Source organism: Pseudomonas sp. R2-37-08W (genome assembly GCF_003851705.1).
Lineage (GTDB): Bacteria > Pseudomonadota > Gammaproteobacteria > Pseudomonadales > Pseudomonadaceae > Aquipseudomonas.
The window spans coordinates 4365001-4390994 of the sequence record NZ_CP027728.1 but is presented as its reverse complement, the minus strand read 5'-3'; the positions used below and the strand labels follow the sequence as shown (position 1 = coordinate 4390994).

The following is a 25994-nucleotide window of genomic DNA, read 5'->3' as shown; positions in this document are numbered from 1 at the left end:
CGCCGTTATTCCTCCATCGGCTGGGGCGTGCCGGGCGCCGACAGGGGAACGCCGGCGCCGTCGAACATCGCGTCTTCCACGCCTAATTCGTAGCCCGTCTGGCGGTAGTAACTGCGCAGCAGTTCCAGGCTTTGCGCAGACAACGGATTGCCGCTCAAATCAGAGTCGTCATCCAGCGGCATGGGCATTTCCAACAGGTCGCTGGGCAGCTCCATGATCTGGTTGTCGCTCAGGTCCACGACCCGCAGGCGGCGCAGGCTGAAGATCCCTTCCGGTACGTTTGTCAGCTCACAGCTGTGCAGGTAAACCGATACCAACCGCCGGAAATGACGCAGGTCAGGCGTCAGGGTCAGGGGGTTGTTGCTCAGGTCCAGGTATTCCAGCTGGACCAGGCCCGACAGCAGCTCATTGGCGGCGGGCGTCAAGCGGATGTGGTTTTGCGCCAGCTTCAGGTAGCGCAGGCGTCCCAGGTGCAACAACGAGGCGGGCAGGTCGCCCAGCGTGTGGTTCTCGATGGTCAGGTTGATCAGGTTGGGAAAACACCTGAGCAACCCGTCGACCTGTTGATTGGTGCCGTCGCCGATGATTTCCAGCAGGGTGACGTGGTCGAAGCGCGCGGTCAGCGTCGGCATGTCCCCCAACAGTTGCCCCTCGAACACCAGCTTGAAGCTGCGTCGGATAAACACGCTGGAGTCGTCCAGTTCGCCCTCCCGGCGCCAGCAACGTTCGAGCAGGCTTTTGAAGGCCAGTCGGCGCAGTTGTTCACGTGCGCGGGTGTCTTCGTCCAGCACCGTGTCGAGCAGCGGATCCCGTTGCGGGATGTCCGTGGCCCAGGCCAGCAACTGGCGCTGCAACTGGCGGTATTCGACGCCCCGGCGCGTGATTTCAAGCGCGGCGGCGTCCAGGTCGCCGGGCAACTGAAAATACAGGCGGTTGATTTCGCGGGCGCCCAGGCTTGGGTACAGTGCCTGGAGCTGCTGCACGTGCACTGGGGGCGCCTCGACGTTCCAGTGTTCGCCGCTGGCCTGGCAGTAGGTCTTGATACGCGCCAATGTTTGCCGCGACAACGGGTTGCCCGCCAGGTCGAACGACGCGCCGAAGACGGCGGGCAATGCAAACCCCTGATCGGGAATGTCCTCGATGACGTTGTGGCTCAGGTCGACCCGTGTTCGATAAACACTGCCGGAGAGCAGCGCCGGCGGAATTTCGCGCAGGCCTGTGTTACTGAGCGACAGGCTGGCGAGGTTGCTCAGGCGGTTGAAGTCCGGCATCCAGCTCAGGCGGTTGTTCGCCAAGTCCAGGTGCTTGAGGTGAACCATGCCGGACAGCACCTGGGTGCTGACGGGGTTGAGGGTGAGGCCGCAGTCGTCCAGGCGCAGGTGGGTCAATCGCAGCAAGTGCGGCAAGGTCTTGGGAAAGTGATTGAGGGCATAGTGCTCAACGGACAGCCGTTCCAGGTTGGGAAAACTGCGCAGGAACGCCCCCAACAGCAGGTCGGAACCATCGCCGCTCAGCAGCAGGGATGAGACCTGCTTGAGTGGCCGGCTCAGGGCGGGAAGCTCGCCGCTGACGGGGTGCGTCAGCCTGAGTGTGAAGCATGGCTGATCGCCCTGGGCCTGCTCATCCTGCTCGGCTTCCCGGCGCCAGACAGCCTCGAGGGTGTCCACCAACCGTGCGCGGGCGGCGCGCGCCTGGACCGAGGCCAGCGGGTCTTCGGCCCAGGGACTCAGGTCCTGGCGAATGCTGCGGTAATCGGCGCCAAGCTGCTCCAGCGCGGCCTGGGTGGCGTCGAGGTCACCTGGAACATCAAAAATGAGCTGATTGATGTCATCGTCGCTCAGGGTGGGGAACAGGCGTTTGGCCTGCTCGATGTCCGCACTGGGCGCATCGATATCCCAGCGGCCTGTGGTCCTTTGATAGTAAGCCTTGACGCGCTGCAGGGTCGCCCGCGAGAGCGGGTTGGCGCTGAGGTCGAACTTGCGGCTTGTGGCCACCGGCAAATCGAAGAGCGCTGCCGGCAGCTCGCCGATCTGGTTGTTCGACAGCACCGCCAGTTCCAGCTGCGGGCGGTCGAGCATGCCCGGCGGCAGCTCGCGAATGCCGGTATAGCTTAAATCCAGGTGCTGCAGCCGGGGCATATTGGCGACGCTGGGGGTCAGGCCCAGCGGGTTGTTGTACAGGTCCAGGGTCACCAGGCGGGTCATGCCGCCGAGGACTGCACGGCTTTCTTCGCTCAAGATAATGTTGCAGTCGCTCAGGATCAGGGTGTTGAGGGCGGGCAGTCGGGTGATGCTCGGCGCAAGGCGGCCGAGGGAAAATTTGCTGATGGTCAAGTGACGCAGGCGTTGAAACATTTGCACAAATCTGTCCACCTCCAGCGGGGTGTGCGCACCGCTCAACTCCAGCAGGGTGATGTGCTCGAAATGCGCGGTGAGTACCGGCAGTTCGCCGTAGATGGGCATCGTCAATTGCAGCTTATGGCCGCTGAGAGCCGGCTGTTCGTGAAACTCATCAATCTCGGTTTCCTGACGCCAGCTACGCCTGATTTCTTCGGCCCACAGCCCGCGATCGCGGCGGGCGTATTGATACTCCTGGGTCGTCAGTGGTGCCTCGGTAATGGGGTGGAACGGCGGCGTCGCATGCTCCCACACGGCAAGGTCGGTGTCCATTTTGTCGTACTCGGCCTGCAGCGTGATCAGGCTGGGCAGGGCGCCGCCCGGTCGGTCTTCCAGGGTTTGCACCAGTTCGCTGATCTGCTCGCGGTTGAGCCGAGGCAGCAGGTGGTGGGCGCGCTGCTCGAGGGAGAGCTGCGCCTGTGACGGTCCGGCGGCCTGGTAGCCTTCCATGCCGCCACGCAGGCGCATCACTTCGGGATCATAGGGGGGTCGCGATAGGTGTCCTTGCCGAGCAGGGCGCGCAATTGCTCGCGGTCCAGTACATGTTCGGCAACCGCCTGGCGCAGGCGTTCGCCCTGGCCGATATGGATGTCCAGGGCGTCGCGCTGGCTGTCCGGGATAGCCTGGAGGATGGCGGTGTAGAAATCGGTGTCGGCGAACACCGGCCCCGTTTCATCGACCGGGGTGTAGTGGCCCGTTTCGGTGCGCACCAGGGTCCTCTTGAGTGTGGCGCCTTCGGCGCCGATGGCTTGCAGCAGTGGGCCGTTGGCGTGGTACTCGCGCAGTTCCAGGCGCAGGTCGGTCGACCATCCGGGCAGGCGTTCAAGGGACTGCAGGACCAGCAGATAGGTGTCCGGGTTGTCGACGGCGTCCAGGTACAACCCTTCGTAAGCACGGGTGGTGCGTACCTCCAACTGGGCCGAGGCGGCCTGCTCGACGATACGGGCGGGCACCTTGCCGAGGTCAATGGCCCGCCACTCCGCGCCGCTGGCACTGGCCAGCAGTTCCTCGGCCACGCTGGTGGGCAGCCCGCGTTCCGGGGCGGCATCAATGATTTTTTGCAGCGAGGCAATGGGGCTGCGTTCTTCGCTGCGGTAGCGGGAGTCGAACAGGTTGAAGCGTTTGTCGTGGGCAAGCCGGGCGATTTTTTTGCGCAGGGCGCCGGCGCGCAGGTGAGTGTGCGGGCGGGCAGGTCGGCGGGTTCCTCCAGCAGCAGCTTGCGCTCGGGTTCATCCAGGCTGTCGATCAGGATGCGCAGCAATTCACCGTTTTTCAGCTGGCTTTCGCGCACCTGCACCACGTGCGCACCGGATTGCCCGGCGAACTCCCACTGGGTATTGCCGTTGGAGTCGACAAGACGCAGTGTCCTGGATACCGGCCATAGGCCGTTGCTGGTCAGTACCTGCAACTGAGTCTGGATATCGGCCTGCCGGTAAATTCCGGGGTCATCGCTGTTCATTTGCGTGATGAAGTCTTGCAGCGCCTGGTCAATCTTGAAGCGCTTGAGGGTGTCGGCCAGCAGCGGGGGGAGCGTTTGCTGGCGCATGTGCATCTTGCGCAAGGCATTGTCGTGGGTGCCGCTGACGCTATGTGCCTGGCGCAGGCGGGCGTCGCTGAGCCCGTCCGCCCGGTAGCCGAGGCGACGCATCAGGGTGGCATTGTCCCAGTTCAGCGGGCGCTCCATTTCGGTTATCCAGGCGCCCTGGCCGTTGTTCAGTAACCGTGGAGCGTAGGCGGCTGGGCGGCTGGGATGGCGTAGGGAATAGCGCAGGCTGGCGGGGTCTTGTTGCAGGCTGTAGTAATCGCCATCCAAGGGCAGCAGGATTTTGCCATTATAGCGGTACAGGCCTTGTGGGTCGGGACGTACTGTCTTGGGCGGTGTGAACTTGACACGATAGGGCGCAAGGTCGGGTTTCCACAGGCGCTGACCGCCCTCGGCTGTGGTCACGGGGGTCAGGCCGTTGAGAAAACCCAGGCACTCGCCGGGCAGTACCTTGCGCAACAGGCCTTGGGCGATAGGGATTCCGGTGGCAAACAAGCCCAGTTGCACCAGTTGCTCGACAAACCCCATAGTGTGCCCGAACGCTTCCCGCGTCAGGCCTTCAGCCCAGTCGATAACGCCCTCGAAGGCCTCGTCCAGCAGTTGGTAAGCGGTGTAGCCCAGCATCAGCAGCCCAAGCGGTGGAACAAAAGGGCTGGCAATCAGGGCTGCCACTTGCAGCAGCGCCGAGCCGATTTTCTGCACCAGATCCCAGCGCTCCCAACGGGCCTTGCGGTTGACGGCGGCGGTGGACACCGCCTGGCTGCTCGCGTCATCGCGCAACTTACTCAACTTCATCTGGTACAGGTGCTGGAACAGGGGTTGCTTGATGGGCAGGCCACGAAACTCCAGTTTCGGCCGGTCCACCTCGGTCTCGCGCCAGCTCGGCAGCGGGTCGCCCGGCGTATGGAGGTGCCAGGTCACTTCGCTCAGGCGGCGGTTGAGGTCGGCGAAGAAGCTGCCGATATCGGCATGGCTGACAAAACGGCTGAAAAAGTGTTGAAAGTCCGTCGAACGCAGCCGTGCCGTGAGCGCCTGCATAAACGCCTGCGCGCTGGGGTATTGCTTGATCGGGTGCTGCGGGTCGTCGGGGATATAGGCGATGACCGGCGCCACCGCGCGGCTTGAGTCCAGGTGCGGCGAAAACACCACAATCCCGACCAGGCGACTGGACATGATGACCAGCTCATGGGCCATCAATGCCGGGCGCTGGCTGGCGTGGCTGATCAGGCTGTGCACCGCGTCATACCCGGCCTGCGGGATGTCGCCCTTGAGCAGCGCCATGTACAGCGACAGCTTGAGCGCGCTGGCCTGGCTTTGCTCGACGCGGGCCTGAAGCACCGCTTCGGCCACGGGGTTGCCCAGCCCCAGGTAATCCTCGAGATAACGCTGGTAGCGACCACCGATATCGAGTTCGCGGCACAGGGTGGCGAATTGCGCGACGCTGATGCGCGCTGCAATCGCCGGCAGGCTCTGGAAGTGTCCGGCGGCATTGGGCTGGGTGCTGAAGCCGGAGTTCTGCTCGTAGGCATCGGGCTCGGCTTCAGCCGGCTCGAAGTTGTGCAGGGCGGCCTTCAGCAGCGATACGCTCCAGGTGCGCGAAGCCCCGGCCCTGACGCGAACCCCGGCGAGGGTCAAGGGCACGTAGAGTTGCAGCCAGGTGCTGCGCACATCCAGGTCCAGCGCATATTGGCGCTTGAGCGCCGCTTGCAGCAACTCGGCGCCAAACATCTCCGGGCTCTTGAGCTCGGCCAGGGCCTTGTCCACTTGGTTCTGCCGGGTCCAGGCTTCGCCGTTCAGGCGCTTGAGTTCTGCGTGTTGGGCGTCGCAGGCGTGCTTGTACCAGTCGGGAATACTCGGCGCGTGTTCGCCAAGGGCCGAACGCCTGGCGGGCGCGGCATCCCCCAGCCAGTGGGGGATGGCCTGCGTGAGAATTGCGTGGTGGATGTCGGGTGCGACGGGGACGGGGCGTTGGCGCATTGGATCGGTCCTTGAGGTACAGGTGTTTATCCAGCAGACCAGTCCACGCCCGATCGACGGCGGTAAATACGTGGCGCGCCACGCCCGCGCCAATTTGCGAAGATCCCCTGCGCACGGAGCGGGCGCACGGTTTAAACTGCGCCATTGCGACGCTATTTGTCGCATTGGCGTAAACCCGCGTAAAACGCGGGTTGGCGCTATAAGAAGTTGTCGCTTGGCGGCAAGGCTGCACTGAAAACTGTCCTTACAATCCCTGCATCGCCCGCCAGTTCCAGGCAGGCGTTCCTCTTCAGGAGACTCCGATGTCCGTTGAGCAAGCCCCGGTGCAACGTGCCGATTTCGACCAGGTCATGGTGCCTAACTACGCGCCTGCCGCCTTCATTCCCGTGCGTGGCGCAGGTTCGCGCGTGTGGGACCAGGCCGGTCGCGAGCTGATCGACTTTGCCGGCGGTATCGCGGTCAACGTATTGGGCCACGCCCACCCGGCGCTGGTCGGCGCACTGACCGAGCAGGCCAACAAGCTGTGGCATGTCTCCAACGTGTTCACCAATGAGCCGGCGCTGCGCCTGGCGCACAAGCTGATCGACGCCACGTTTGCCGAGCGTGTGTTCTTCTGCAACTCCGGCGCCGAAGCCAACGAGGCCGCCTTCAAGCTGGCCCGTCGCGTGGCGTTCGACCGTTTCGGCAGCGAGAAGTACGAGATCATCGCCGCGCTGAACAGCTTCCACGGCCGTACCTTGTTCACCGTCAACGTCGGTGGTCAGTCCAAGTACTCCGATGGTTTCGGGCCTAAAATCACCGGCATCACCCACGTTCCTTATAACGACCTGGAGGCTTTGAAAGCCGCCGTGTCGGACAAGACCTGCGCCGTGGTGCTGGAGCCGATCCAGGGCGAAGGCGGCGTACTGCCGGCCGAGCTTGCTTACCTGCAAGGCGCCCGCGAATTGTGCGACGCGAACAACGCGCTGCTGGTGTTCGACGAAGTGCAAACCGGCATGGGCCGCAGCGGTCACCTGTTTGCTTACCAACACTACGGCGTGGTGCCGGACATCCTCACCAGCGCCAAGAGCCTGGGCGGCGGTTTCCCGATTGCCGCGATGCTCACCCGTGAAGACCTGGCCAAGCACTTGGTGGTCGGTACCCACGGCACCACCTACGGCGGCAACCCGCTGGCGTGCGCGGTGGCTGAAGCGGTGATCGACGTGATCAACACTCCCGAGGTGCTGGCCGGCGTGAATGCCAAGCACGACCTGTTCAAGGCGCGCCTGGAGCAGATCGGCGAGCAGTACGGCATCTTCACCCAAGTGCGTGGCATGGGCCTGCTGATCGGTTGCGTATTGAGCGATGCGTTCAAGGGCAAGGCCAAGGACGTGTTCAACGCCGCCGAGAAAGAAAACCTGATGATCCTGCAAGCCGGCCCGGACGTGGTGCGTTTCGCGCCGAGCCTGGTGGTGGAAGAGGCGGACATCAACGAAGGTCTGGATCGCTTCGAACGTGCCGTAAAAACGCTGACCCAAGCCTGATACACATCTTTCTGCCGGACCGGATCAAATGTGGGAGGGGGCTTGCTCCCGATAGCGGACGGTCAGTTGATGCAACTGGTACTGAACCACCGCCATCGGGAGCAAGCCCCCTCCCACATTGGATATGGGTTGTGCCTGACGTGTCCGGTATTTTTTCCTATGAGTTCTAGAGTTAAGGAGTGACACCATGCTGGTGATGCGCCCCGCGCAAATGGCTGATCTGGGCGAGGTACAGCGTCTGGCTGCGGACAGCCCGATTGGTGTCACCTCCTTGCCGGATGATGTGGAACGCCTGAGCGACAAGATCGCGGCCAGCGAAGCGTCCTTCGCGGCCGAGGTGAGTTTCAACGGTGAAGAAAGCTATTTCTTCGTGCTCGAAGACACCGAGACGGGCAAGCTCGCGGGCTGTTCGGCCATCGTCGCGTCGGCCGGCTACTCGGAGCCCTTCTACAGTTTCCGTAACGAAACCTTCGTGCACGCCTCCCGCGAGCTGAAGATCCACAACAAGATCCATGTGTTGTCCCAGTGTCACGACCTCACCGGTAACAGCCTGCTCACCAGTTTCTACGTGGTGCCTGAGCTGGTCGGTTCGCCGTGGTCGGAGCTCAACTCCCGTGGCCGCCTGTTGTTCGTCGCCAGCCACCCCGAGCGCTTTGCCGATTCAGTGGTGACCGAGATCGTCGGCTACAGCGACGAGAACGGTGATTCGCCGTTCTGGGACGCCATCGGTCGCAACTTCTTCGACCTCAATTACGCCGCCGCCGAGCGCCTGTGCGGGCTGAAAAGCCGTACGTTCCTCGCCGAGCTGATGCCGCATTACCCGATCTACGTGCCGCTTCTGCCGGACGAAGCCCAGGAAGCCATGGGCCAGGTGCACCCGCGTGCGCAGATCACCTTCGATATCCTCATGCGCGAGGGCTTCGAAACCGACCATTACATCGACATCTTCGACGGCGGCCCAACGCTGCACGCGCGGGTTTCGGGTATCCGCTCGATCGCCCAGAGCCGCGTGGTGCCGGTGAAGATCGGCGAGATGCTCAAGGGTGTCGGCCGCCAGTACCTGGTGAGCAACGCGCAGTTGCAGGATTACCGTGCGGTGATGCTGGAGCTGGACTACGCGCCTGGCAAACCGGTGACCCTGGACCTCGCCGCCGCCGAAGCCCTGGGCGTTGGCGAAGGCGCGAGCGTGCGTCTTGTTGCAGTGTGAGAGCCGGTACAAAACAGAGTTTCGCGGGTGGCTGCAAAGCGGCCCGTTCGAGGAGATAGCATGATCGTTCGTCCCGTACGCAGCAGCGATTTACCGGCCCTGATTGATCTGGCGCGCAGCACCGGCACCGGCCTCACCACCTTGCCGGCCAACGAAGAGCGCCTGACCCACCGCGTGGGCTGGGCCGAGAAAACCTTTCGCGGCGAAGCCGGGCGCGGCGATGCCGACTACCTGTTCGTGCTGGAGAACGACGAAGGCCGCGTGGTGGGCATTTCGGCCATCGCCGGCGCCGTCGGCCTGCGCGAGCCGTGGTACAACTTCCGGGTCGGCCTGACGGTCAGCGCCTCCCAGGAATTGAACATCTACCGCGAAATTCCAACGCTGTTCCTGGCCAACGACCTCACCGGCAACTCTGAGCTGTGTTCGTTGTTCCTGCACGCCGATTACCGCAACGGCCTCAACGGCCGCATGCTGGCCAAGGCGCGCATGCTGTTCATTGCCGAGTTCCCGCAACTGTTCGGCAACAAGATCATCGCCGAGATGCGCGGCGTGTCCAACGAAGCGGGGCGCTCGCCGTTCTGGGAGAGCCTGGGCCGGCACTTCTTCAAAATGGAATTCAGCCAGGCCGACTACCTCACCGGTGTCGGCAACAAAGCGTTTATCGCCGAGCTGATGCCCAAGTTTCCGCTGTACAGCTGCTTCCTTTCCGAAGACGCGCGCAACGTGATCGGCAAGGTCCATCCGGATACCGAGCCGGCGCTGAGCATGCTCAAGAGCGAAGGCTTCAGCTACCAGGGCTATGTGGATATCTTCGACGCCGGCCCGGCGGTGGAGTCTGAAACCAGCAAGATTCGTGCGGTGCGCGACAGCCAGGCGCTGGTGCTGGCCATCGGCACGCCGGGGGACGACGCCACGCCGTTCCTGATCCATAACCGCAAACGCGAAGACTGCCGCATCACTGCTGCCCCGGCTCGCTTGGCGGCGGGCACGTTGGTGGTTGATCCGCTGACCGCCAAGCGTCTGCAGCTTGTGGTCGGTGATCAAGTGCGTGCCGTACCGTTGTCTGCAGCCCGGGAGTCGAAATAATGAATTCGTTGTACATCGCAGGTAGCTGGCTGGCCGGCCAGGGTGAACTGTTTGAATCGCGTAACCCGGTGACCCAGCAGGTGCTGTGGAGCGGCAACGGTGCGACGGCCGAGCAGGTCGAGTCCGCCGTGCAGGCCGCACGCCAGGCATTTCCAGGCTGGGCCCGGCGTTCGCTGGAAGAGCGCATCAGTGTGCTCGAAACCTTCGCCAGTACCCTGAAAAGCCGCGCCGATGAAATCGCCCGCTGCATCGGTGAGGAAACTGGTAAGCCGCTGTGGGAATCGGCCACCGAAGTCACCAGCATGGCCAACAAGATCGCGATCTCGGTGCAAAGCTATCGCGAGCGTACCGGCGAGAAGAGCGGCCCCTTGGGCGACGCCACCGCTGTGCTGCGCCACAAGCCCCACGGCGTGGTGGCGGTGTTCGGCCCTTACAACTTTCCTGGCCACTTGCCGAACGGGCATATCGTCCCGGCGCTGCTGGCGGGCAATACCGTACTGTTCAAGCCGAGCGAGCTCACGCCGAAAGTGGCCGAGTTGACCGTGCAGTGCTGGGTCGAAGCGGGTTTGCCGGCGGGCGTGTTGAACCTGCTGCAAGGTGCGCGGGAAACCGGCATCGCGTTGGCGGCCAACCCAGGCATCGACGGGTTGTTCTTCACCGGTTCCAGCCGCACCGGCAACCATCTGCACCAGCAGTTTTCCGGGCGTCCGGACAAGATCCTGGCCCTGGAGATGGGCGGCAACAACCCGCTGGTAGTGGACGAAGTGGCCGACATGGATGCGGCGGTGTACACCATCATCCAGTCGGCGTTTATCTCCGCCGGCCAACGCTGCACCTGCGCCCGTCGCTTGCTGGTGCCGCAAGGCGCCTGGGGTGATGCGTTGCTGGCGCGTCTGGTGGCGGTCAGCGCGGCCATTGAAGTGGGCGCGTTCGACCAGCAACCGGCGCCGTTCATGGGCTCGGTGATTTCCCTGGCGGCCGCCAAAGCCTTGATGGACGCCCAGGAACTGATGTTGGCCAATGGCGCCGTGGCACTGCTGGAAATGACCCAACCCCGGGACCAGGCCGCCTTGCTGACCCCAGGCATCATCGACGTGACGGCGGTGGCCGAGCGCGAAGACGAAGAACTGTTCGGCCCGCTGTTGCAGGTGATTCGCTACGCGGATTTTGCTGCGGCAATCACTGAGGCCAATAACACCCAGTACGGCTTGGCCGCTGGTTTGCTCTCGGATTCCGAGGAGCGTTACCAGCAGTTCTGGCTGGAAAGCCGTGCCGGCATCGTCAACTGGAACAAACAGCTGACCGGCGCCGCCAGCACCGCACCGTTCGGCGGGGTAGGGGCTTCGGGCAACCACCGCGCCAGTGCGTATTACGCGGCGGATTATTGCGCGTATCCGGTGGCGTCGCTGGAAACCCCGAGCCTGGTGGTTCCAGCCACTCTGACCCCGGGCATAACACTGGTCTAAATGTGGGAGGGGGCTTGCCCCCGATAGCGGTGGACCAGTCACCTGATTTATCAACAGACAGACTGCTATCGGGAGCAAGCCCCCTCCCACACTGGATCTGTGATGTGTTGAAGATTGCTTATAAAAACAGATGTTCGTGGAGCCTCGCCGATGAAATCCTATGAAGTCAATTTTGACGGTCTAGTGGGGCCGACCCATAACTACGGCGGTTTGTCCTTCGGCAACGTCGCGTCCCAGAGCAACAGCCAGCAACACTCCAACCCCAAGGAAGCGGCGTTGCAGGGGCTGCAGAAAATGAAAGCGCTGATGGACATGGGCTTTGTGCAAGGCGTGCTTGCACCCCAGGAACGTCCGGACGTGGCCGCCTTGCGCAGCCTCGGTTTCAGCGGCACCGACGCGCAGGTCATTCAGCAGGCGGCCAAGCAAGCCATGCCGTTGCTGGTGGCGAGTTGCTCGGCATCGAGCATGTGGGTGGCCAACGCGGCCACGGTCAGCCCCAGCGCCGATACGGCGGACGGCCGCGTGCACTTCACCGCTGCCAACCTCAACTGCAAATACCACCGCAGCATCGAACACCCGACCACCAGCCGCGTGCTGGGGGCGATGTTTGCCGATCAGCAGCACTTCGCGCACCACGCCGCGTTGCCGGCAGTGGCGCAGTTCGGTGATGAAGGCGCGGCGAACCACACGCGTTTTTGCCGTGACTATGGCGAGGCGGGCGTAGAGTTCTTTGTATTCGGCCGCAGTGCGTTTGACGCTCGTTACCCGGCGCCGCAGAAATACCCGGCGCGCCAGACGCTCGAGGCGTCCCAGGCGGTTGCGCGTTTGCACGGCCTGAAGGATGAAGGCGTGGTCTACGCCCAGCAGAACCCGGCGGTGATCGATGCCGGTGTGTTCCACAACGACGTGATTGCGGTAGGTAACGGCGAAGTGCTGTTCTACCACGAGGACGCGTTCCTCCATACCGAACAGATGCTCGCTGAGTTGCAGGGCAAACTGGGCAAGTTGGGCGGCAACTTCCAGTCGGTCTGCGTGCCGCGTGCCCAGGTCAGTGTGGAGGACGCGGTGCGCTCCTACCTGTTCAACAGCCAGTTGCTGACCCGTCCTGACGGCTCGATGCTGCTGATCGTGCCGGAAGAATGCCGCGCCAACGAGCGCGTCTGGCAGTACCTGCAACAGCTCACGGCCTCTGGCGGCTTGATCCGCGAAGTGAAGGTATTCGACCTCAAGCAAAGCATGCAGAACGGCGGCGGCCCGGCGTGCCTGCGGTTGCGTGTGGCGCTGAACGAAACCGAACTGGCGGCGGTGAATCCAGGCGTTATCATGACCGCGCCGCTGTACGACACCCTGACCCAGTGGGTCAACAAGCACTACCGCGACAGCCTGCGCGAAACCGACCTGGCTGACCCGCAACTGCTGCTTGAGTGCCGGACGGCACTGGATGAGCTGACGCAAATCCTTAAACTAGGCTCGGTTTATCCTTTCCAGACCCATTAACGCCCTACGGCTGAGATATTTTATTTATGACCGACACCCTTAAGCTGATCCTTGAAGACACCGACGGCACCCAGCTGGAAACCTCCTGCACCCGCGTCGCCGTGGTCTGGCAGGGCAAGGAGATCTGGATTCAGCACGACGGCCGTGGCCAACTGCTGATCGGTGTGGATGTGGAGGAGGGTGATGCCGAGTACGCCAACCTGCTGATGCGCCCATTGGCAACCAACCTGATGAGCCTGCAACTGGAAATGGAACCGGCCGAGGTTGAAGGCGACGACGATCACGTCCATGGCCCTGGCTGCAACCACTAAGGAAGCTGCTTATGCTCGCCCTCGGCAAACTGCTTGAACTGACCCTCGCCGGTCGCGAACCGGCGCAAAAAATTCAACTGACTGTCGACGGCGTGCAGATGCGCTGGCTCAGCGAGGGCGCGCTTGAAGTGCGTCCTCCTGAAGCACGGGACAATGGCAGCGACCTGCTGTTGTCGTCCGGCATCCATGGCAACGAAACCGCGCCGATCGAGTTGCTCGACCGTCTGTTGCATGGCATCGCCCGTGGGGAAATCAAACCCCGCACCCGTATTCTGTTCCTGTTCGGCAACCCCGAGGCCATGCGTCGCGGCGAGCGTTACCTTGAACTGGACGTCAACCGGCTGTTCAACGGCCGGCATGAAAGCAACATCGGCCCCGAAGCCATGCGCGCCGCCGAACTGGAACAGCTGGCCCGCAGCTTTTTCAGCCAGCCTGGCCGTTCGCGCCTGCATTACGACCTGCACACCGCGATTCGTGGCTCGAAGATCGAGCAGTTTGCGCTGTACCCGTGGAAGGAAGGGCGCCAGCATTCGCGCCACGAACTGGCCCGCCTTTGCGCCGCCGGGATGCAGGCCGTGCTGCTGCAGAACAAGGCCTCGATCACCTTCACTGCGTTTACCTACGAGCAGCTGGACGCCGAGGCCTTCACCCTGGAATTGGGCAAGGCGCGGCCGTTCGGGCATAACCAGGGCGTGGATGTTTCACGTCTGGAGTTGCGCCTCAAGCAGATCATCGAAGGCACCGAGCCTGCTACGGACAGCCTCGACGGTATGCAGCTGTTCGCCGTTGCGCGTGAAGTGATCAAGCACAGTGACGCCTTCCTGCTGCACCTGCCGGCGGATGTGGAAAACTTTTCGGAGTTGGAAAAAGGCTACCTGCTGGCCGAAGACGTAGCCAAGACCCGCTGGGTGATCGAGGAAGAGGGCGCACGCATCATCTTCCCCAACCCGAAGGTGAAGAATGGTTTGCGCGCGGGGATATTGATTGTGCCGACCACGGACGCCAACCTGGCATAGATGAAAATGTGGGAGGGGGCTTGCTCCCGATAGCGGTGTATCAGTTACAGATGAGCTGACTGACACACTATTATCGGGAGCAAGCCCCCTCCCACATTGGTTTTGCAGGGTGGCTTAGACGGCTAAGGCGCGTGGCTCGCTGCGGCGGATCGCCCGCACTTTGTGCAGCGTGTCAGCACACGTACGTGCCGCTTCCTGACCCTTGTGCACGAAGTGCTCGTAGAAGAACGTGGTGTGTTCGCTGCCGCCATGGAAGTGGTGCGGGGTCAGCGACACCGAAAATACCGGCACTTCGGTTTCGAGCTGCACCTGCATCAGGCCGCTGACCACTGATTGGGCGACGAATTCGTGACGGTAGATGCCGCCATCCACCACCAGCGCGGCGGCGACGATACCGGCGTAACGGCCGGTCTTGGCCAGCAGTTTGGCGTGCAGAGGCATTTCAAAGGCGCCGCCGACTTCGAAGAAGTCGATATCCGATTCCTGGTAGCCTTGGGCGATCATTTCGGCGAGGAAACCTTTACGCGACTGGTCGACAATATCCTTGTGCCAGCAGGCCTGGATAAATGCGACGCGCTCGCCGTGGTGGTTTTTGCTTTTGCTGTCGATTGCGGTGGGTTGCATGTTCTGACTCCTGTTTAAGAAAAAAACAGGGCGTTATGAATCGAATGGGATTTAAGGGTATGCACCGCTGTTTTCATGCAGGCATGAATTCAACGCGCGGCCCTTAGGTGCCAATCCCGTTCTCTCTTCATCCGGACTATGACCGTCGGCCCCGGGATCACACCGGGTCTGCTGACCTTGTCGCCGTCCTGCCTGAGCAGTTCGAGGCGCCAAGCGCTCGCGGGCTATGCACATTGCGCGCAATTACCGCCGGTGGGGAATTGCACCCCGCCCTGAGAACGTTGCCACCAGAACCCTGGCGGCGGAGAGTTTTTAACATGCTTTTTCAAAAACTGCACGGTTGCCGTATCGATAAGCTATATCGGTTTGTTTGGTGGGTATTCGATTGAATGCAGCGGGGACTTGATATTGCGTGGCTTTGCCCGCAGTAATCACTCACAAAAGGACTTATCCATTCCGTTAGAGGCCCCCTTCATGACCGTGATCGACCTGCGCAGCGACACCGTGACCCAACCCACCCCCGGTATGCTCGATGCGATGGCCAGCGCCGTCAGCGGTGATGACGTCTACGGCGAAGACCCCAGCGTCAACCGACTGGAGGCTGAGTTGGCCAGGCGCCTGGGCTTTGCGGCCGCGCTGTTCGTGCCCACTGGCACCATGAGTAACCTGCTCGCGTTGATGGCCCACTGTGAGCGCGGTGAGGAATACATCGTCGGGCAACAGGCCCATACCTACAAATACGAAGGGGGCGGGGCGGCCGTGCTGGGTTCGATCCAGCCGCAGCCGCTGGAGGTGCAGCCAGACGGTTCCCTGGACCTCGACCAGGTGCTGGCGGCGATCAAACCTGATGATTTCCACTTCGCCCGCACGCGCTTGCTGGCGCTGGAAAACACCATGCAAGGCAATGTGCTGCCATTGGCATACCTGGCCAGGGCGCGGGCGTTTACTCGCGAACACGGCCTGGCGTTGCATCTGGACGGCGCGCGGCTCTACAACGCAGCGGTCAAGCTGGGCGTGGACGCGCGGGAGATTGCCGGGCATTTCGATTCGGTGTCGGTGTGCCTGTCCAAGGGGCTCGGTGCGCCGGTCGGTTCGGTGCTGTGCGGTTCCACGGCATTGATCGCCAAGGCGCGGCGTCTGCGCAAGATGGTCGGCGGCGGCATGCGCCAGGCCGGCTCACTGGCGGCGGCAGGCCTGTATGCTCTGGATCACCAGGTGCAGCGTTTGGCCGATGACCACGCCAATGCGCAGTGGCTGGGGGATGAGTTGCGCCAGGCGGGTTATACGGTGGAGCCGGTGCAGACCAACATGGTCTATGTGCAGATCGGTGACCGGGCTCAGGCGTTGAAAGCGTTTGCCGCCGAGCGCGGGATCAAGTTGAGCGCCGCTCCGCGCCTGCGCATGGTGACGCACCTGGACGTCAGCCGGGCGCAGATTGAGCAAGTCGTGCAGACATTCGTCGCATTTTCGCAGAAATGACAGTGCAGGCCGTCTAATTGACTGCTTCTATCACATAAACACGCTGTACCACCGGCAAAGGGCCGATATAATGCGGCCCTTTGCCGTCGCTTCGTCTGATGATGTTGCGCACTGGCCTTTGGCCGCAGCCTCCGTGGAAGAACCTAATGAAAAGCGCAGAAATCCGTGAAGCCTTCCTTCGCTTCTTCGAAGAGCAAGGCCACACCCGTGTAGCCTCAAGCTCCTTGATCCCAGGCAATGACCCCACCCTGCTGTTCACTAACGCGGGGATGAACCAGTTTAAGGACTGTTTCCTGGGCCAGGAAAAACGCGCCTACACCCGCGCCACCAGCAGTCAGAAGTGCGTACGCGCCGGCGGCAAGAACAGTGACCTGGAAAACGTGGGTTACACCGCGCGCCACCACACCTTCTTCGAAATGCTGGGTAATTTCAGTTTCGGCGACTATTTCAAGAAAGATGCGATCACCTTCGCCTGGACCTTCCTGACCGGCGTGCTGAAACTGCCCGAGGAAAAGCTCTGGGTAACCGTCTATGCCACGGATGACGAAGCGTATGACATCTGGACCCAGCAAATCGGCGTGCCCGCCGAGCGCATGATCCGCATCGGCGACAACAAAGGCGCGCCGTACGCCTCCGATAACTTCTGGACCATGGGCGACACCGGCCCCTGCGGCCCCTGCACCGAGATTTTCTACGATCACGGCGCCGACATCTGGGGTGGCCCGCCGGGTTCGCCGGATGAAGACGGCGACCGCTACATCGAAATCTGGAACAACGTGTTCATGCAGTTCAACCGCACCGCTGATGGCGTGTTGCATCCGTTGCCGGCACCGTCGGTGGACACCGGCATGGGGCTGGAACGGATCAGTGCGGTCATGCAGCACGTTCATTCCAACTATGAAATCGATCTGTTCACCAATCTGTTGAGTGCATCGGCTGCGGCCATTGGCTGCGCCAATGAAGGCCAGTCTTCGCTCAAGGTCGTATCGGACCACATCCGCTCCTGCGGCTTCCTGATTGCCGATGGGGTGCTGCCGTCCAACGAAGGCCGTGGCTATGTGCTGCGCCGCATTATCCGTCGCGCCTGCCGTCACGGTAACAAACTGGGCGCTACCGGCAGCTTCTTCTACAAGATCGTGGCTGCCCTGGTAGCCGAGATGGGCGATGCCTTCCCGGAACTGAAGCAGCAACAAGCCAACATCGAGCGGGTGCTCAAGGCTGAGGAAGAGCAGTTCTCCAAGACCCTGGAGCACGGCCTGAAAATTCTCGAGCAGGACCTGGCTGAACTCAAAGGCACCGTGGTGCCGGGCGATGTGGTGTTCAAGCTCTACGACACCTATGGCTTCCCGATGGACCTGACCGCCGACATCGCCCGTGAGCGTGAGCTGACCGTCGATGAGGCCGGTTTCGAGCGTGAGATGGAAGCCCAGCGTGTACGTGCGCGTTCCGCCAGCTCGTTTGGCCTGGACTACAACACCCTGGTCAAGGTTGATGTGCCTACCGAGTTCATCGGCTACAAAGCTACCGCTGGCGCGGCCAAAATCGTTGCCATTTATAAAGACGGCAAGTCAGTCGATGTGCTGAACGAGGGCGATGAAGCGGTGGTGGTCCTGGACCAGACGCCGTTCTACGCGGAGTCGGGCGGGCAAATCGGTGACTGTGGTTTCCTCAGTTCGACGTCCGGTCGTTTCGACGTGCGCGACACCACCAAGACCGGTGGCGCGTTCCTGCACCATGGTGTGTTGGTGCTGGGCAACCTGGTCGTCGGCGCGCCAGTCGAGACTCAGGTTGATGCCGATGTACGGCATGCAACCGCGTTGAACCACTCGGCTACTCACTTGCTGCACGCTGCATTGCGTCAGGTGCTGGGCGAGCATGTGCAGCAGAAGGGCTCGTTGGTCGACAGCCAGCGCCTGCGTTTCGACTTCAGCCACTTCGAAGCGATCAAGCCTGATCAGATAAAGGCGCTGGAAGATATCGTCAACGCCGAAATCCGTAAGAACACCCCGGTTGAAACCGAGGAGACGGATATCGAAACCGCCAGGAACAAGGGCGCCATGGCGCTGTTTGGCGAGAAGTATGGCGATGAAGTGCGCGTGCTGAGCATGGGCGGCAGTTTCTCGGTGGAACTGTGTGGCGGTATCCACGCCAACCGCACCGGCGACATCGGCCTGTTGAAAATCATCAGCGAAGGCGGTGTGGCCTCCGGTGTGCGTCGTATCGAGGCAGTCACCGGTGCCGCGGCGCTGGCCTACCTCAATGCAGCCGAAGAACAACTCAAGGAAGCGGCCGGCCTGGTCAAGGGTAGCCGCGACAATCTGATCGACAAGCTGTCCGCCGTGCTTGAGCGCAACCGTGCGCTGGAGAAACAGCTGGAGCAGTTGCAAGCCAAGGCGGCCAGTGCTGCGGGCGACGATCTGTCGGCCTCGGCGGTTGACGTCAAGGACGTAAAAGTCCTGGCGGCGCGCCTGGACGGTCAGGACGGCAAGGCGTTACTGGCCTTGGTCGATCAGTTGAAGAACAAGCTCGGCCGCGCAGTGATCCTGCTCGGCAGTGTCCATGAGGATAAGGTCGTGCTGGTTGCCGGTGTAACCAAGGACCTGACTGGCCAACTCAAAGCCGGTGATTTGATGAAGCAAGCCGCTGCGGCAGTGGGCGGCAAGGGCGGTGGTCGTCCGGACATGGCGCAAGGTGGCGGTGTAGATGCCGGCGCCCTGGACGCGGCGCTGGCCTTGACCGTGCCGTTTGTCGAGGCAGGTATTTAAGGCGCTGTTAATGAGCCCATGGTCTAGTCGTGGGCTCGCTCGGTTGCTGGAAGATTCGTTTATTGGGCGCCCCTTTACGGGCTGAGGCGGCTTAGAAATGGCTTTGATCGTACAGAAATTCGGAGGCACCTCGGTCGGTTCTGTCGAAAGAATCGAGCAGGTGGCCGACAAGGTTAAGAAGTTCCGTGATGCCGGCGACGACCTGGTGGTGGTGCTGTCGGCCATGAGCGGCGAGACCAATCGCCTGATCGACCTGGCCAAGGCCATCAGCGGTGATCAACAACCGCTCCCGCGTGAGCTGGACGTGATTGTGTCCACTGGTGAGCAGGTAACCATTGCGCTGCTGGCCATGGCCCTGAACAAGCGTGGTGTGCCAGCGGTGTCCTACACTGGCAGTCAGGTGCGCATTCTTACCGACAGCGCACATACCAAGGCGCGCATCCTGCAGATCGACGATCAGAAGATTCGAGCTGATCTGAAGGATGGGCGCGTGGTTGTGGTAGCGGGTTTCCAGGGTGTTGACGAGCAGGGCAATATCACCACGCTTGGGCGTGGCGGTTCGGACACCACGGGCGTGGCGCTGGCAGCAGCTCTCAAGGCTGACGAGTGCCAGATCTATACCGATGTGGATGGCGTCTACACCACCGACCCGCGCGTCGTGTCCGTGGCCCAGCGCCTGGACAAGATCACCTTTGAAGAGATGCTGGAAATGGCCAGCCTCGGTTCCAAGGTGCTGCAGATTCGTGCGGTGGAATTCGCCGGCAAGTACAACGTTCCGCTGCGCGTATTGCACAGCTTCAAAGAGGGTCCGGGCACCCTCATTACTATTGATGAAGAGGAATCCATGGAACAGCCGATCATTTCCGGCATCGCTTTCAACCGCGATGAAGCCAAGCTGACGATCCGTGGCGTGCCAGACACCCCGGGTGTGGCCTTCAAGATCCTCGGTCCTATCAGCGGCGCGAATATCGAAGTCGACATGATCGTGCAGAACGTTTCGCACGATAACACTACCGATTTCACCTTCACCGTGCACCGCAACGAGTACGATGCGGCCGAGCGTATCCTGCAGAACACCGCAAGCGAGATCGGCGCCCGTGAAGTGATCGGCGATACCAAGATTGCCAAGGTGTCGATCGTGGGTGTGGGCATGCGCTCCCATGCCGGTGTTGCCAGTCGCATGTTCGAAGCGCTGGCCAAGGAAAGCATCAACATCCAGATGATCTCCACGTCGGAAATCAAAGTCTCGGTAGTGATTGAAGAAAAATACCTGGAACTGGCCGTGCGCGCGCTGCATACCGCTTTTGAGCTGGACGCTCCGGCCCGACAGGGCGAGTGATGCGATGCCAGGAAGGCGCGGCTTACCGCGCCTTTCATTTTTTTGTAGGGCGCATGTTCTTTTGCGTGGGCTCGACAATACTTAGGCGGTAGGGCTACGGCCTTTTGGTTGTAGGTCGAATGCCTTTTTTTTGCAGACTGTTGTTCCTGAAATGAATTGCGTGAGGTGAAAGGTATGTTGATTCTGACTCGTCGTTGCGCAGAAAGCCTGATTATCGGTGATGGCGAAATCACCGTGACCGTGCTCGGCGTCAAAGGCAATCAAGTGCGTATCGGGGTTAACGCTCCGAAAGAGGTAGCGGTCCATCGCGAGGAAATCTACCTGCGGATCAAGAAAGAGAAGGACGAAGAACCAAGCCTTTAATTTTTATCGTTTTTTATGTTTGCAAACGGGGAGGAACGTGGTTAATATACGCCCCGTGTTGCGGAGAGCTGGCCGAGTGGCCGAAGGCGCTCCCCTGCTAAGGGAGTACACCTCAAAAGGGTGTCGGGGGTTCGAATCCCCCGTTCTCCGCCATTATTTGCTTAGTACGTTGCAATCTGGTTTTTTCGGTAAGTTGTTGAAATTGATCGAAAAAATAGCTTTACATAGAGATTGAACGGCCTATAATGCGCGGCAACAAATGCACTCGTAGCTCAGCTGGATAGAGTACTCGGCTACGAACCGAGCGGTCACAGGTTCGAATCCTGTCGAGTGCACCATTTAAGAGTCAGTTGCAGCAATGCAGATGGCTTGGTTTCAACCAGTTGTGATCTGGTCTAAAAAACACACTCTGCACTCGTAGCTCAGCTGGATAGAGTACTCGGCTACGAACCGAGCGGTCACAGGTTCGAATCCTGTCGAGTGCACCATACAAACAAAAAGCCCGCCTAGTGCGTAATGCTGTTCACTTAAGCGGAGCAGCCTTACGGTCCACTGGGTACCGGGTTTTGGAAATCTTCACCGTCCTTGGCCTTCCCGGCCTTGGGCGGTGATCCAGAAACATTCCTCCTACTCCTCCCCTCAGCTCGCTTAGCCTCCTTCCTGTTGCCGATACCGGATTAGCGGCTGCCATCACTATCAACTGCACCGCTATGTACTGGCAGGCAGGCTTGAACCGTATATCCGAAGGTGCGCGGCCGAACGCTACAGCGGCTTGGCTGGCCTCTCGACGAATAATGTTATAAGCCAGCAAAAGCCCCCAGACCTCCTGATAAATCAGCTCGACTTTCTTACTGCGCAGCGTTACCGCGTTCTGTTGCATCGAGCTTTTGATATCCCTGAAGCCCAGCTCAATCTCCCATCGCTCCAGGTACAGCTCAGCCACAGCTGCGGTGTCGTAGTCCTCGACAGGCAAAGAGGTAAGCAGCGATCTGACTTTTCCATGGCTTTCATAGCTAACTTCACGCACTTCCCAACTCAGGGGCAACTCAGGATTTCGTTTACGTGCCTGAGGGGAAACCTTCATCCGGACGAGACGGTCGTGCTCGCCGTAGCGCTCTACTTCCTCCATGACCAAATTCTTGCGAGCAGGTGTCAGCCAGTGTCGGTTCGCGCCGCCGCCCACCACGCTTAGCAGTAGATCCGCGCCCCAGAAGCCTTTGTCGAACAAGGTGATCGAATTGTCCGGAATTTGCCCCAGAAACGTTCCGGCCAACCGCATTTCACTGCCCCGATAAGGGCTGAGCTGCGCATCGAGGATGACATGCGAACGGACATTCATCAGCGCAACGAGCCGCAGCATCGGAAACGGGGTCTGACGGTCGGTGCCGGTATTACCGGAGCCAAAATGTTCTCTGAGCTCAGGTGAGTCAGCAGTTCGCAGTAGTGCACCGTCCACCGCGAAGACCTGTAGACCGTTCCAGTCATCTCCCTCGTAGCGCTCGTTGCCCCAATGTTTACCGGTCTGACGGAACAGCGATTCAACTGGGTCAGCGCCCAGCCTTTTGCGAGCTTCAGTTACCCCGCTTCGGGCCAGCAACTGATCAGAAGCCAAGCCTTGCGCGCAGATATTCAAACGCCTGGCGACCTCATGAACAGGCTCATCGCGGAACAGAGCCATGCCCAAAACTAGCCAAAGAACTTGATCGCTCGGCAAACGGCGCCGTCGTATCGTAGCTTGCGCCGAGAGGTTCAGCGCACTCGCTACCCACTCGATAGGGATGTTCTGAGTGAAGGTGCTCAGGTCAGAAAAATTGAAGAGATCGCCGAGGTCGAGCAACTGCTGCTGAATGGGCATAAAAAAATCCGATGCCAGGGGTCTGACATCGGATTCTCTAGAAAGCCCGGCTTGGACTCAAATGCTTAAGTGAACAGCATTACGCCTAGTGCGGGCTTTTTGCCGTCTGGGGTTTGTGTAGGTTTTATCCTGGCGTACGTCTTTTTCTGTTTCCTGTGTGTTTTCCCTTCCCGCTGCGTCGTCGCAGTTCATAGATGTAGCCAACACTCAGCTTTGGCTTGCAAGCGCTTGTTCTTTCCAGTTTTTTTTGACGTTAAAAGCGGCCGAGCGGTGTATCATGCGCCGGTCAGCCCCGCCGGGGCTTGTGGAATGCCTCCATGGACTTACCCAGTAGTTACTCAGTATCCCGCTTTACCAATCATGAATTGACTGATTGATCCTTCCGGCGCGCTCCGCTGCTGGGAGTGGAGTTCGCCTATGACCGAAGTAGAAGTAAAGAAAACACAAGAAAGCCTGCAGGATCGCCTGGCTCAAGTTATCGAGCTGCTGCAGCGCCAGCGCGTGGTCGAAGACCTCACGCACCGCCAGGAAGGTCCGCACCACGACCGCGTCGAAAACCTGGTTCACCGGCAAAATCTCGTCGAACTGCAACGCAAACTCGATGACCTGCACTCCGCCGACGTTGCTTATATTCTCGAAGCCTTGCCGCTGGATGATCGCCTGACGCTCTGGCAGTTGGTCAAGGCTGATCGCGACGGCGACATTCTCCTCGAAGTATCCGATTCGGTCCGTGAAACCCTGATCGCCGACATGGACGATCATGAGCTCCTGGCTGCGGCCAAGGAGATGGATGCGGACGAGCTGGCCGACCTGGCGCCTGAATTGCCGCGCGATGTTGTTCATGAACTGATGGAGGCGTTGGACACCCAGCAGCGTGAGCGTGTGCGTTCCGCACTGTCTTATGATGAAGACCAGGTCGGCGCGCTGATGGACTTCGAGATGGTCACCATCCGCGAAGACGTCAGCCTGGAAGTGGTGCTGCGCTACCTGCGCCGTCTCAAAGAGCTGCCGGGGCATACCGACAAGCTGTTTGTGGTCGACTACGAAGGCATTCTCAAGGGCGTATTGCCCATCAAGCGCCTGCTGGTAAATGATCCGGAGAAGAGAGTTGCTGACCTGATGGCCAGCGATACCGTGAGCTTTCACCCGGATGAAGATGCCTACGACGCAGCCCAGGCATTTGAGCGTTACGACTTGATCTCGGCCCCGGTGGTGGACAAGAACGGCAAGCTGATCGGCCGTTTGACGATTGACGAAATCGTTGACCTTATTCGCGAAGAGAGTGAAACCGAAGTCCTCAACATGGCGGGTTTGCGTGAAGAGGAAGATATTTTCGCGTCAGTCTGGCGTTCGCTGCACAACCGTTGGGCTTGGTTGGCCGTTAACCTGATTACTGCATTTATCGCGTCCCGCGTGATCGGGCTGTTCGAGGGCTCCATTGAAAAGTTGGTGGCCCTGGCGGCGTTGATGCCGATTGTGGCCGGCATCGGCGGTAACTCCGGTAACCAGACTATCACCATGATCGTACGCGCCATGGCGCTGGATCAGGTCAGTACCGCCAACTCTTCGCGCCTGCTGCGCAAGGAGCTGGCTGTGGGCCTCATCAACGGCCTGGTGTGGGGAGGCGTAATCGGCGTGGTGGCTTACTTGCTATATGGCAGTTGGTCGCTGGGTGTGGTGATGACCGCTGCAATGACCCTCAATTTACTTCTGGCTGCCCTGATGGGGGTTTTGATCCCTATGACCCTGGCGCGTCTGGGGCGCGATCCTGCCATGGGGGCCAGCGTGATGATCACGGCCATGACTGACAGTGGTGGCTTTTTCATCTTCCTGGGCTTGGCTACGATCTTCCTGCTCTGACCTTTCCTGCGGGGGCAAATCTGCCCTCGCATTGCTTTCTTGCTCAAATCTTACGCAAAAAAAAGCCAGCACATGGCTGGCTTCGGCTTTCAGCTGCAAATCAATTGGCTTCTGCGGCCGCCTCTACGTCATGCGCGATCAGCGAGACGAGAGCATTTTGCTGGCGGTGGGAAAGCTGACGAAAACGCTGCAGCAGTTCGCGTTCGTGCAGTGACAGCTCTGGGCTGTCCAGGCGCATGCTCAACTCTTCACCCAAGGCACCTTCCTGAATAAGGCTCTGTTCCAGGCGAGCGATGATTTCGGAGTTCATGCTGCGATGATGATTGCGAGCCACCTCGGCAATGCGTTCCCGCATTCCGTCTGGCAGACGTACGACGAACTTGTCAGCCGTACGGCTGGAATAAATTGCCTGTTTCAATGGGCGCATATATTTAACCGGTTAGTTCAGGGGAGCGGTTTTTGGAATTGGCCGCAAGATGAGTGTTAAGACAAGGCTCACGACCAAAGTTCAACCCGAATTGCAAAGAGGCCGCATCATGCCTCAGATTTGACATTTCCTTGGCGTCAATTCTGTGACAAATATTGAACCGCCTAAAGGCTTTATGCCAGCACTGATTTGCATTTTTGCGGACTGGTTGGAAAAGTTTTCGTGTTGGATCGGGTATTCCTGATCTTCACGTAGCCCTTATCCGAAACCGGGTTGAAGAGCGCGCGCCTTAGCGATATGGCCTTTTGCCCTCATCTATAAGAGTAGTGGCAGTTTGCTGATTTGCTAGCGCTAAGCGACATAAGGTCGGGCTGGAGGGGGGTTAGCGCAGTACGGGATCGAATTTTATCCGCCGCCCGAGGGCAAGCGTCAGGACTAGGAGGCATCCAAAAGCGGCACTGGCGATGAACGCCAGGGTGCGAGTGTCTTGCATAGCATTACTTAAGCCCAGTAGGGCGGTTGCGAGCGTCAGGCACAAAAAAAGCCATGCAGGTTTGGACATGAGTAGCGCTCTCAGAAAATCCAGTGTTCGGATGTTGGGGTGGCTTGGGTGCCTTGTGTTAAACGAACAGGGGATTGAGGGTCGGCTGTCATCACCGCCAGCTGTGGTCGTTGCTGTAGGTGGTGCGGTACGGCCTGGGTGATTTGGGCTGGGTCTTGCAATTTGGCTGGGAAGAAATGAAAAGTTACCAGCGCAGCCAGTGCCATTGTATTGAGGGCGAGTAGTAGGGCGCTGTTCATAGTCTTCTTCTCCGTATGCCTTGGCCAAATGGGGTCGTGGGAGAAGTGTTGCAGGTCGCGTGCCAACTGATTTTTTCAGTATAATCAACGAGTTATCTTGTTTTATGGGGTGTCGGGTAGTGCAATTTGCAATGATGGCACTTTGGGGGAGTGCATTTTGCACGACGGCATAGGTCGCCCGGATTGTATTGGGCTGCGCTACCGCATGCTTGCAAGCATTGGCTTACGATCAAAAAGCCAAGGGATGACATGACAAAAACTACCTTGCCCGTTAACATGCACGCCGTCCGTCGTTGAGCCTTTGGCTTGTCGATTGCGATTTGTCCCAGTAGCTCAATTGGATAGAGCATCCCCCTCCTAAGGGGAAGGTTGGCCGTTCGAACCGGCCCTGGGACACCATCCCCTCAGCTGTTGTCTTGTTGCGTTCGTCAATATCAAAGCCATCGCTTCCTTAGCTTC

Annotated in this window: 19 protein-coding genes, 4 tRNA genes and 1 riboswitch; of the genes, 16 read left to right on the top strand and 7 right to left on the bottom strand. The window is 60.3% G+C overall.

Translation table 11 applies throughout. The features are described from left to right. Positions 1-5: 5 nt before the first annotated feature. Both C4J93_RS20195 and C4J93_RS20190 read right to left on the bottom strand, forming a co-directional pair. Complete coding sequence (locus tag C4J93_RS20195) at positions 6-2867, bottom strand: hypothetical protein (RefSeq protein ID WP_124430311.1); 2862 nt, start codon at positions 2865-2867, stop codon at positions 6-8. 7 nt (positions 2868-2874) lie between these two features. Beyond that, entirely contained in the window at positions 2875-5916 is a 3042-nt protein-coding gene (locus C4J93_RS20190) for a dermonecrotic toxin domain-containing protein (protein WP_124430310.1), read from the bottom strand. A gap of 302 nt (positions 5917-6218) precedes the next feature. Between C4J93_RS20190 and C4J93_RS20185 the strand changes: the two genes are divergently transcribed. The 7 genes from C4J93_RS20185 (at position 6219) to astE (ending at position 14022) form a co-directional block, all read left to right on the top strand. Beyond that, the gene (locus tag C4J93_RS20185; protein WP_124364051.1) at positions 6219-7439 is read left to right on the top strand and encodes an aspartate aminotransferase family protein; all 1221 of its coding nucleotides are present in this window, start codon (positions 6219-6221) and stop codon (positions 7437-7439) included. A gap of 187 nt (positions 7440-7626) precedes the next feature. Next, entirely contained in the window at positions 7627-8646 is a 1020-nt protein-coding gene (aruF, locus tag C4J93_RS20180; RefSeq protein WP_124364050.1) for an arginine/ornithine succinyltransferase subunit alpha, read from the top strand. Positions 8647-8706: 60 nt separating this feature from the next. Then, positions 8707-9732, top strand: coding sequence for an arginine N-succinyltransferase (astA, locus tag C4J93_RS20175; RefSeq protein WP_124430309.1), 1026 nt, complete (start codon positions 8707-8709; stop codon positions 9730-9732). Beyond that, the gene (gene astD, locus C4J93_RS20170; RefSeq protein WP_164485294.1) at positions 9729-11198 is read left to right on the top strand and encodes a succinylglutamate-semialdehyde dehydrogenase; all 1470 of its coding nucleotides are present in this window, start codon (positions 9729-9731) and stop codon (positions 11196-11198) included. The genes astA and astD overlap by 4 nt, the downstream gene beginning before the upstream one ends. 150 nt (positions 11199-11348) lie before the next feature. Beyond that, entirely contained in the window at positions 11349-12695 is a 1347-nt protein-coding gene (gene astB / locus C4J93_RS20165; RefSeq protein WP_124407964.1) for an N-succinylarginine dihydrolase, read from the top strand. 26 nt (positions 12696-12721) lie between these two features. Continuing rightward, positions 12722-13006, top strand: coding sequence for a topoisomerase II (locus tag C4J93_RS20160; RefSeq protein WP_124364046.1), 285 nt, complete (start codon positions 12722-12724; stop codon positions 13004-13006). A gap of 11 nt (positions 13007-13017) precedes the next feature. Beyond that, positions 13018-14022, top strand: a complete 1005-nt coding sequence (gene astE, locus C4J93_RS20155; protein ID WP_124430307.1) for a succinylglutamate desuccinylase — start codon at positions 13018-13020, stop codon at positions 14020-14022. A 114-nt stretch (positions 14023-14136) separates the two neighbouring features. On the opposite strand, the gene C4J93_RS20150 is transcribed toward astE, so the two are convergent. Beyond that, positions 14137-14646, bottom strand: coding sequence for a 6,7-dimethyl-8-ribityllumazine synthase (locus C4J93_RS20150; RefSeq protein ID WP_124405042.1), 510 nt, complete (start codon positions 14644-14646; stop codon positions 14137-14139). Between the two features lie 114 nt (positions 14647-14760). Beyond that, positions 14761-14930: riboswitch (FMN riboswitch) on the bottom strand. Between the two features lie 190 nt (positions 14931-15120). On the opposite strand from C4J93_RS20150, the gene ltaE reads away from it, so the two are divergent. The 7 genes from ltaE to C4J93_RS20115 all read left to right on the top strand — a co-directional run bounded on the left by ltaE (position 15121) and on the right by C4J93_RS20115 (position 21080). After that, entirely contained in the window at positions 15121-16125 is a 1005-nt protein-coding gene (ltaE, locus tag C4J93_RS20145) for a low-specificity L-threonine aldolase (protein ID WP_124430306.1), read from the top strand. Between the two features lie 146 nt (positions 16126-16271). Continuing rightward, positions 16272-18890, top strand: coding sequence for an alanine--tRNA ligase (alaS, locus tag C4J93_RS20140; RefSeq protein WP_124430305.1), 2619 nt, complete (start codon positions 16272-16274; stop codon positions 18888-18890). Between the two features lie 97 nt (positions 18891-18987). Then, positions 18988-20229: an aspartate kinase gene (locus C4J93_RS20135; RefSeq protein ID WP_124430304.1), complete on the top strand. Its 1242-nt coding sequence runs from the start codon at positions 18988-18990 to the stop codon at positions 20227-20229. Between the two features lie 174 nt (positions 20230-20403). Beyond that, entirely contained in the window at positions 20404-20592 is a 189-nt protein-coding gene (gene csrA, locus C4J93_RS20130) for a carbon storage regulator CsrA (protein WP_003175645.1), read from the top strand. A 62-nt stretch (positions 20593-20654) separates the two neighbouring features. Beyond that, a tRNA-Ser gene (locus C4J93_RS20125) sits at positions 20655-20745 on the top strand. Between the two features lie 108 nt (positions 20746-20853). Continuing rightward, positions 20854-20930 (top strand) — tRNA-Arg (locus C4J93_RS20120). 73 nt (positions 20931-21003) lie between these two features. Further along, positions 21004-21080, top strand: a tRNA-Arg gene (locus C4J93_RS20115). A 35-nt stretch (positions 21081-21115) separates the two neighbouring features. On the opposite strand, the gene C4J93_RS20110 is transcribed toward C4J93_RS20115, so the two are convergent. Then, positions 21116-22447 (bottom strand): IS4 family transposase, encoded by a 1332-nt coding sequence (locus tag C4J93_RS20110; RefSeq protein WP_372238146.1) that lies wholly within the window; start codon positions 22445-22447, stop codon positions 21116-21118. Between the two features lie 417 nt (positions 22448-22864). Between C4J93_RS20110 and mgtE the strand changes: the two genes are divergently transcribed. Further along, entirely contained in the window at positions 22865-24307 is a 1443-nt protein-coding gene (gene mgtE, locus C4J93_RS20105) for a magnesium transporter (RefSeq protein WP_065892684.1), read from the top strand. A gap of 100 nt (positions 24308-24407) precedes the next feature. On the opposite strand, the gene C4J93_RS20100 is transcribed toward mgtE, so the two are convergent. The 3 genes from C4J93_RS20100 to C4J93_RS20090 form a co-directional block, all read right to left on the bottom strand. Next, the gene (locus C4J93_RS20100) at positions 24408-24734 is read right to left on the bottom strand and encodes an Arc family DNA-binding protein (RefSeq protein ID WP_003193592.1); all 327 of its coding nucleotides are present in this window, start codon (positions 24732-24734) and stop codon (positions 24408-24410) included. Positions 24735-25116: 382 nt separating this feature from the next. Further along, entirely contained in the window at positions 25117-25296 is a 180-nt protein-coding gene (locus C4J93_RS27490) for a PA3371 family protein (protein ID WP_124430303.1), read from the bottom strand. Between the two features lie 11 nt (positions 25297-25307). Further along, on the bottom strand, positions 25308-25535 hold the full coding sequence (locus tag C4J93_RS20090) for a hypothetical protein (RefSeq protein ID WP_124430302.1): 228 nt from the start codon (positions 25533-25535) through the stop codon (positions 25308-25310). 322 nt (positions 25536-25857) lie between these two features. On the opposite strand from C4J93_RS20090, the gene C4J93_RS20085 reads away from it, so the two are divergent. Further along, positions 25858-25934: transfer RNA gene (locus C4J93_RS20085), tRNA-Arg, on the top strand. Positions 25935-25994 lie beyond the last annotated feature (60 nt).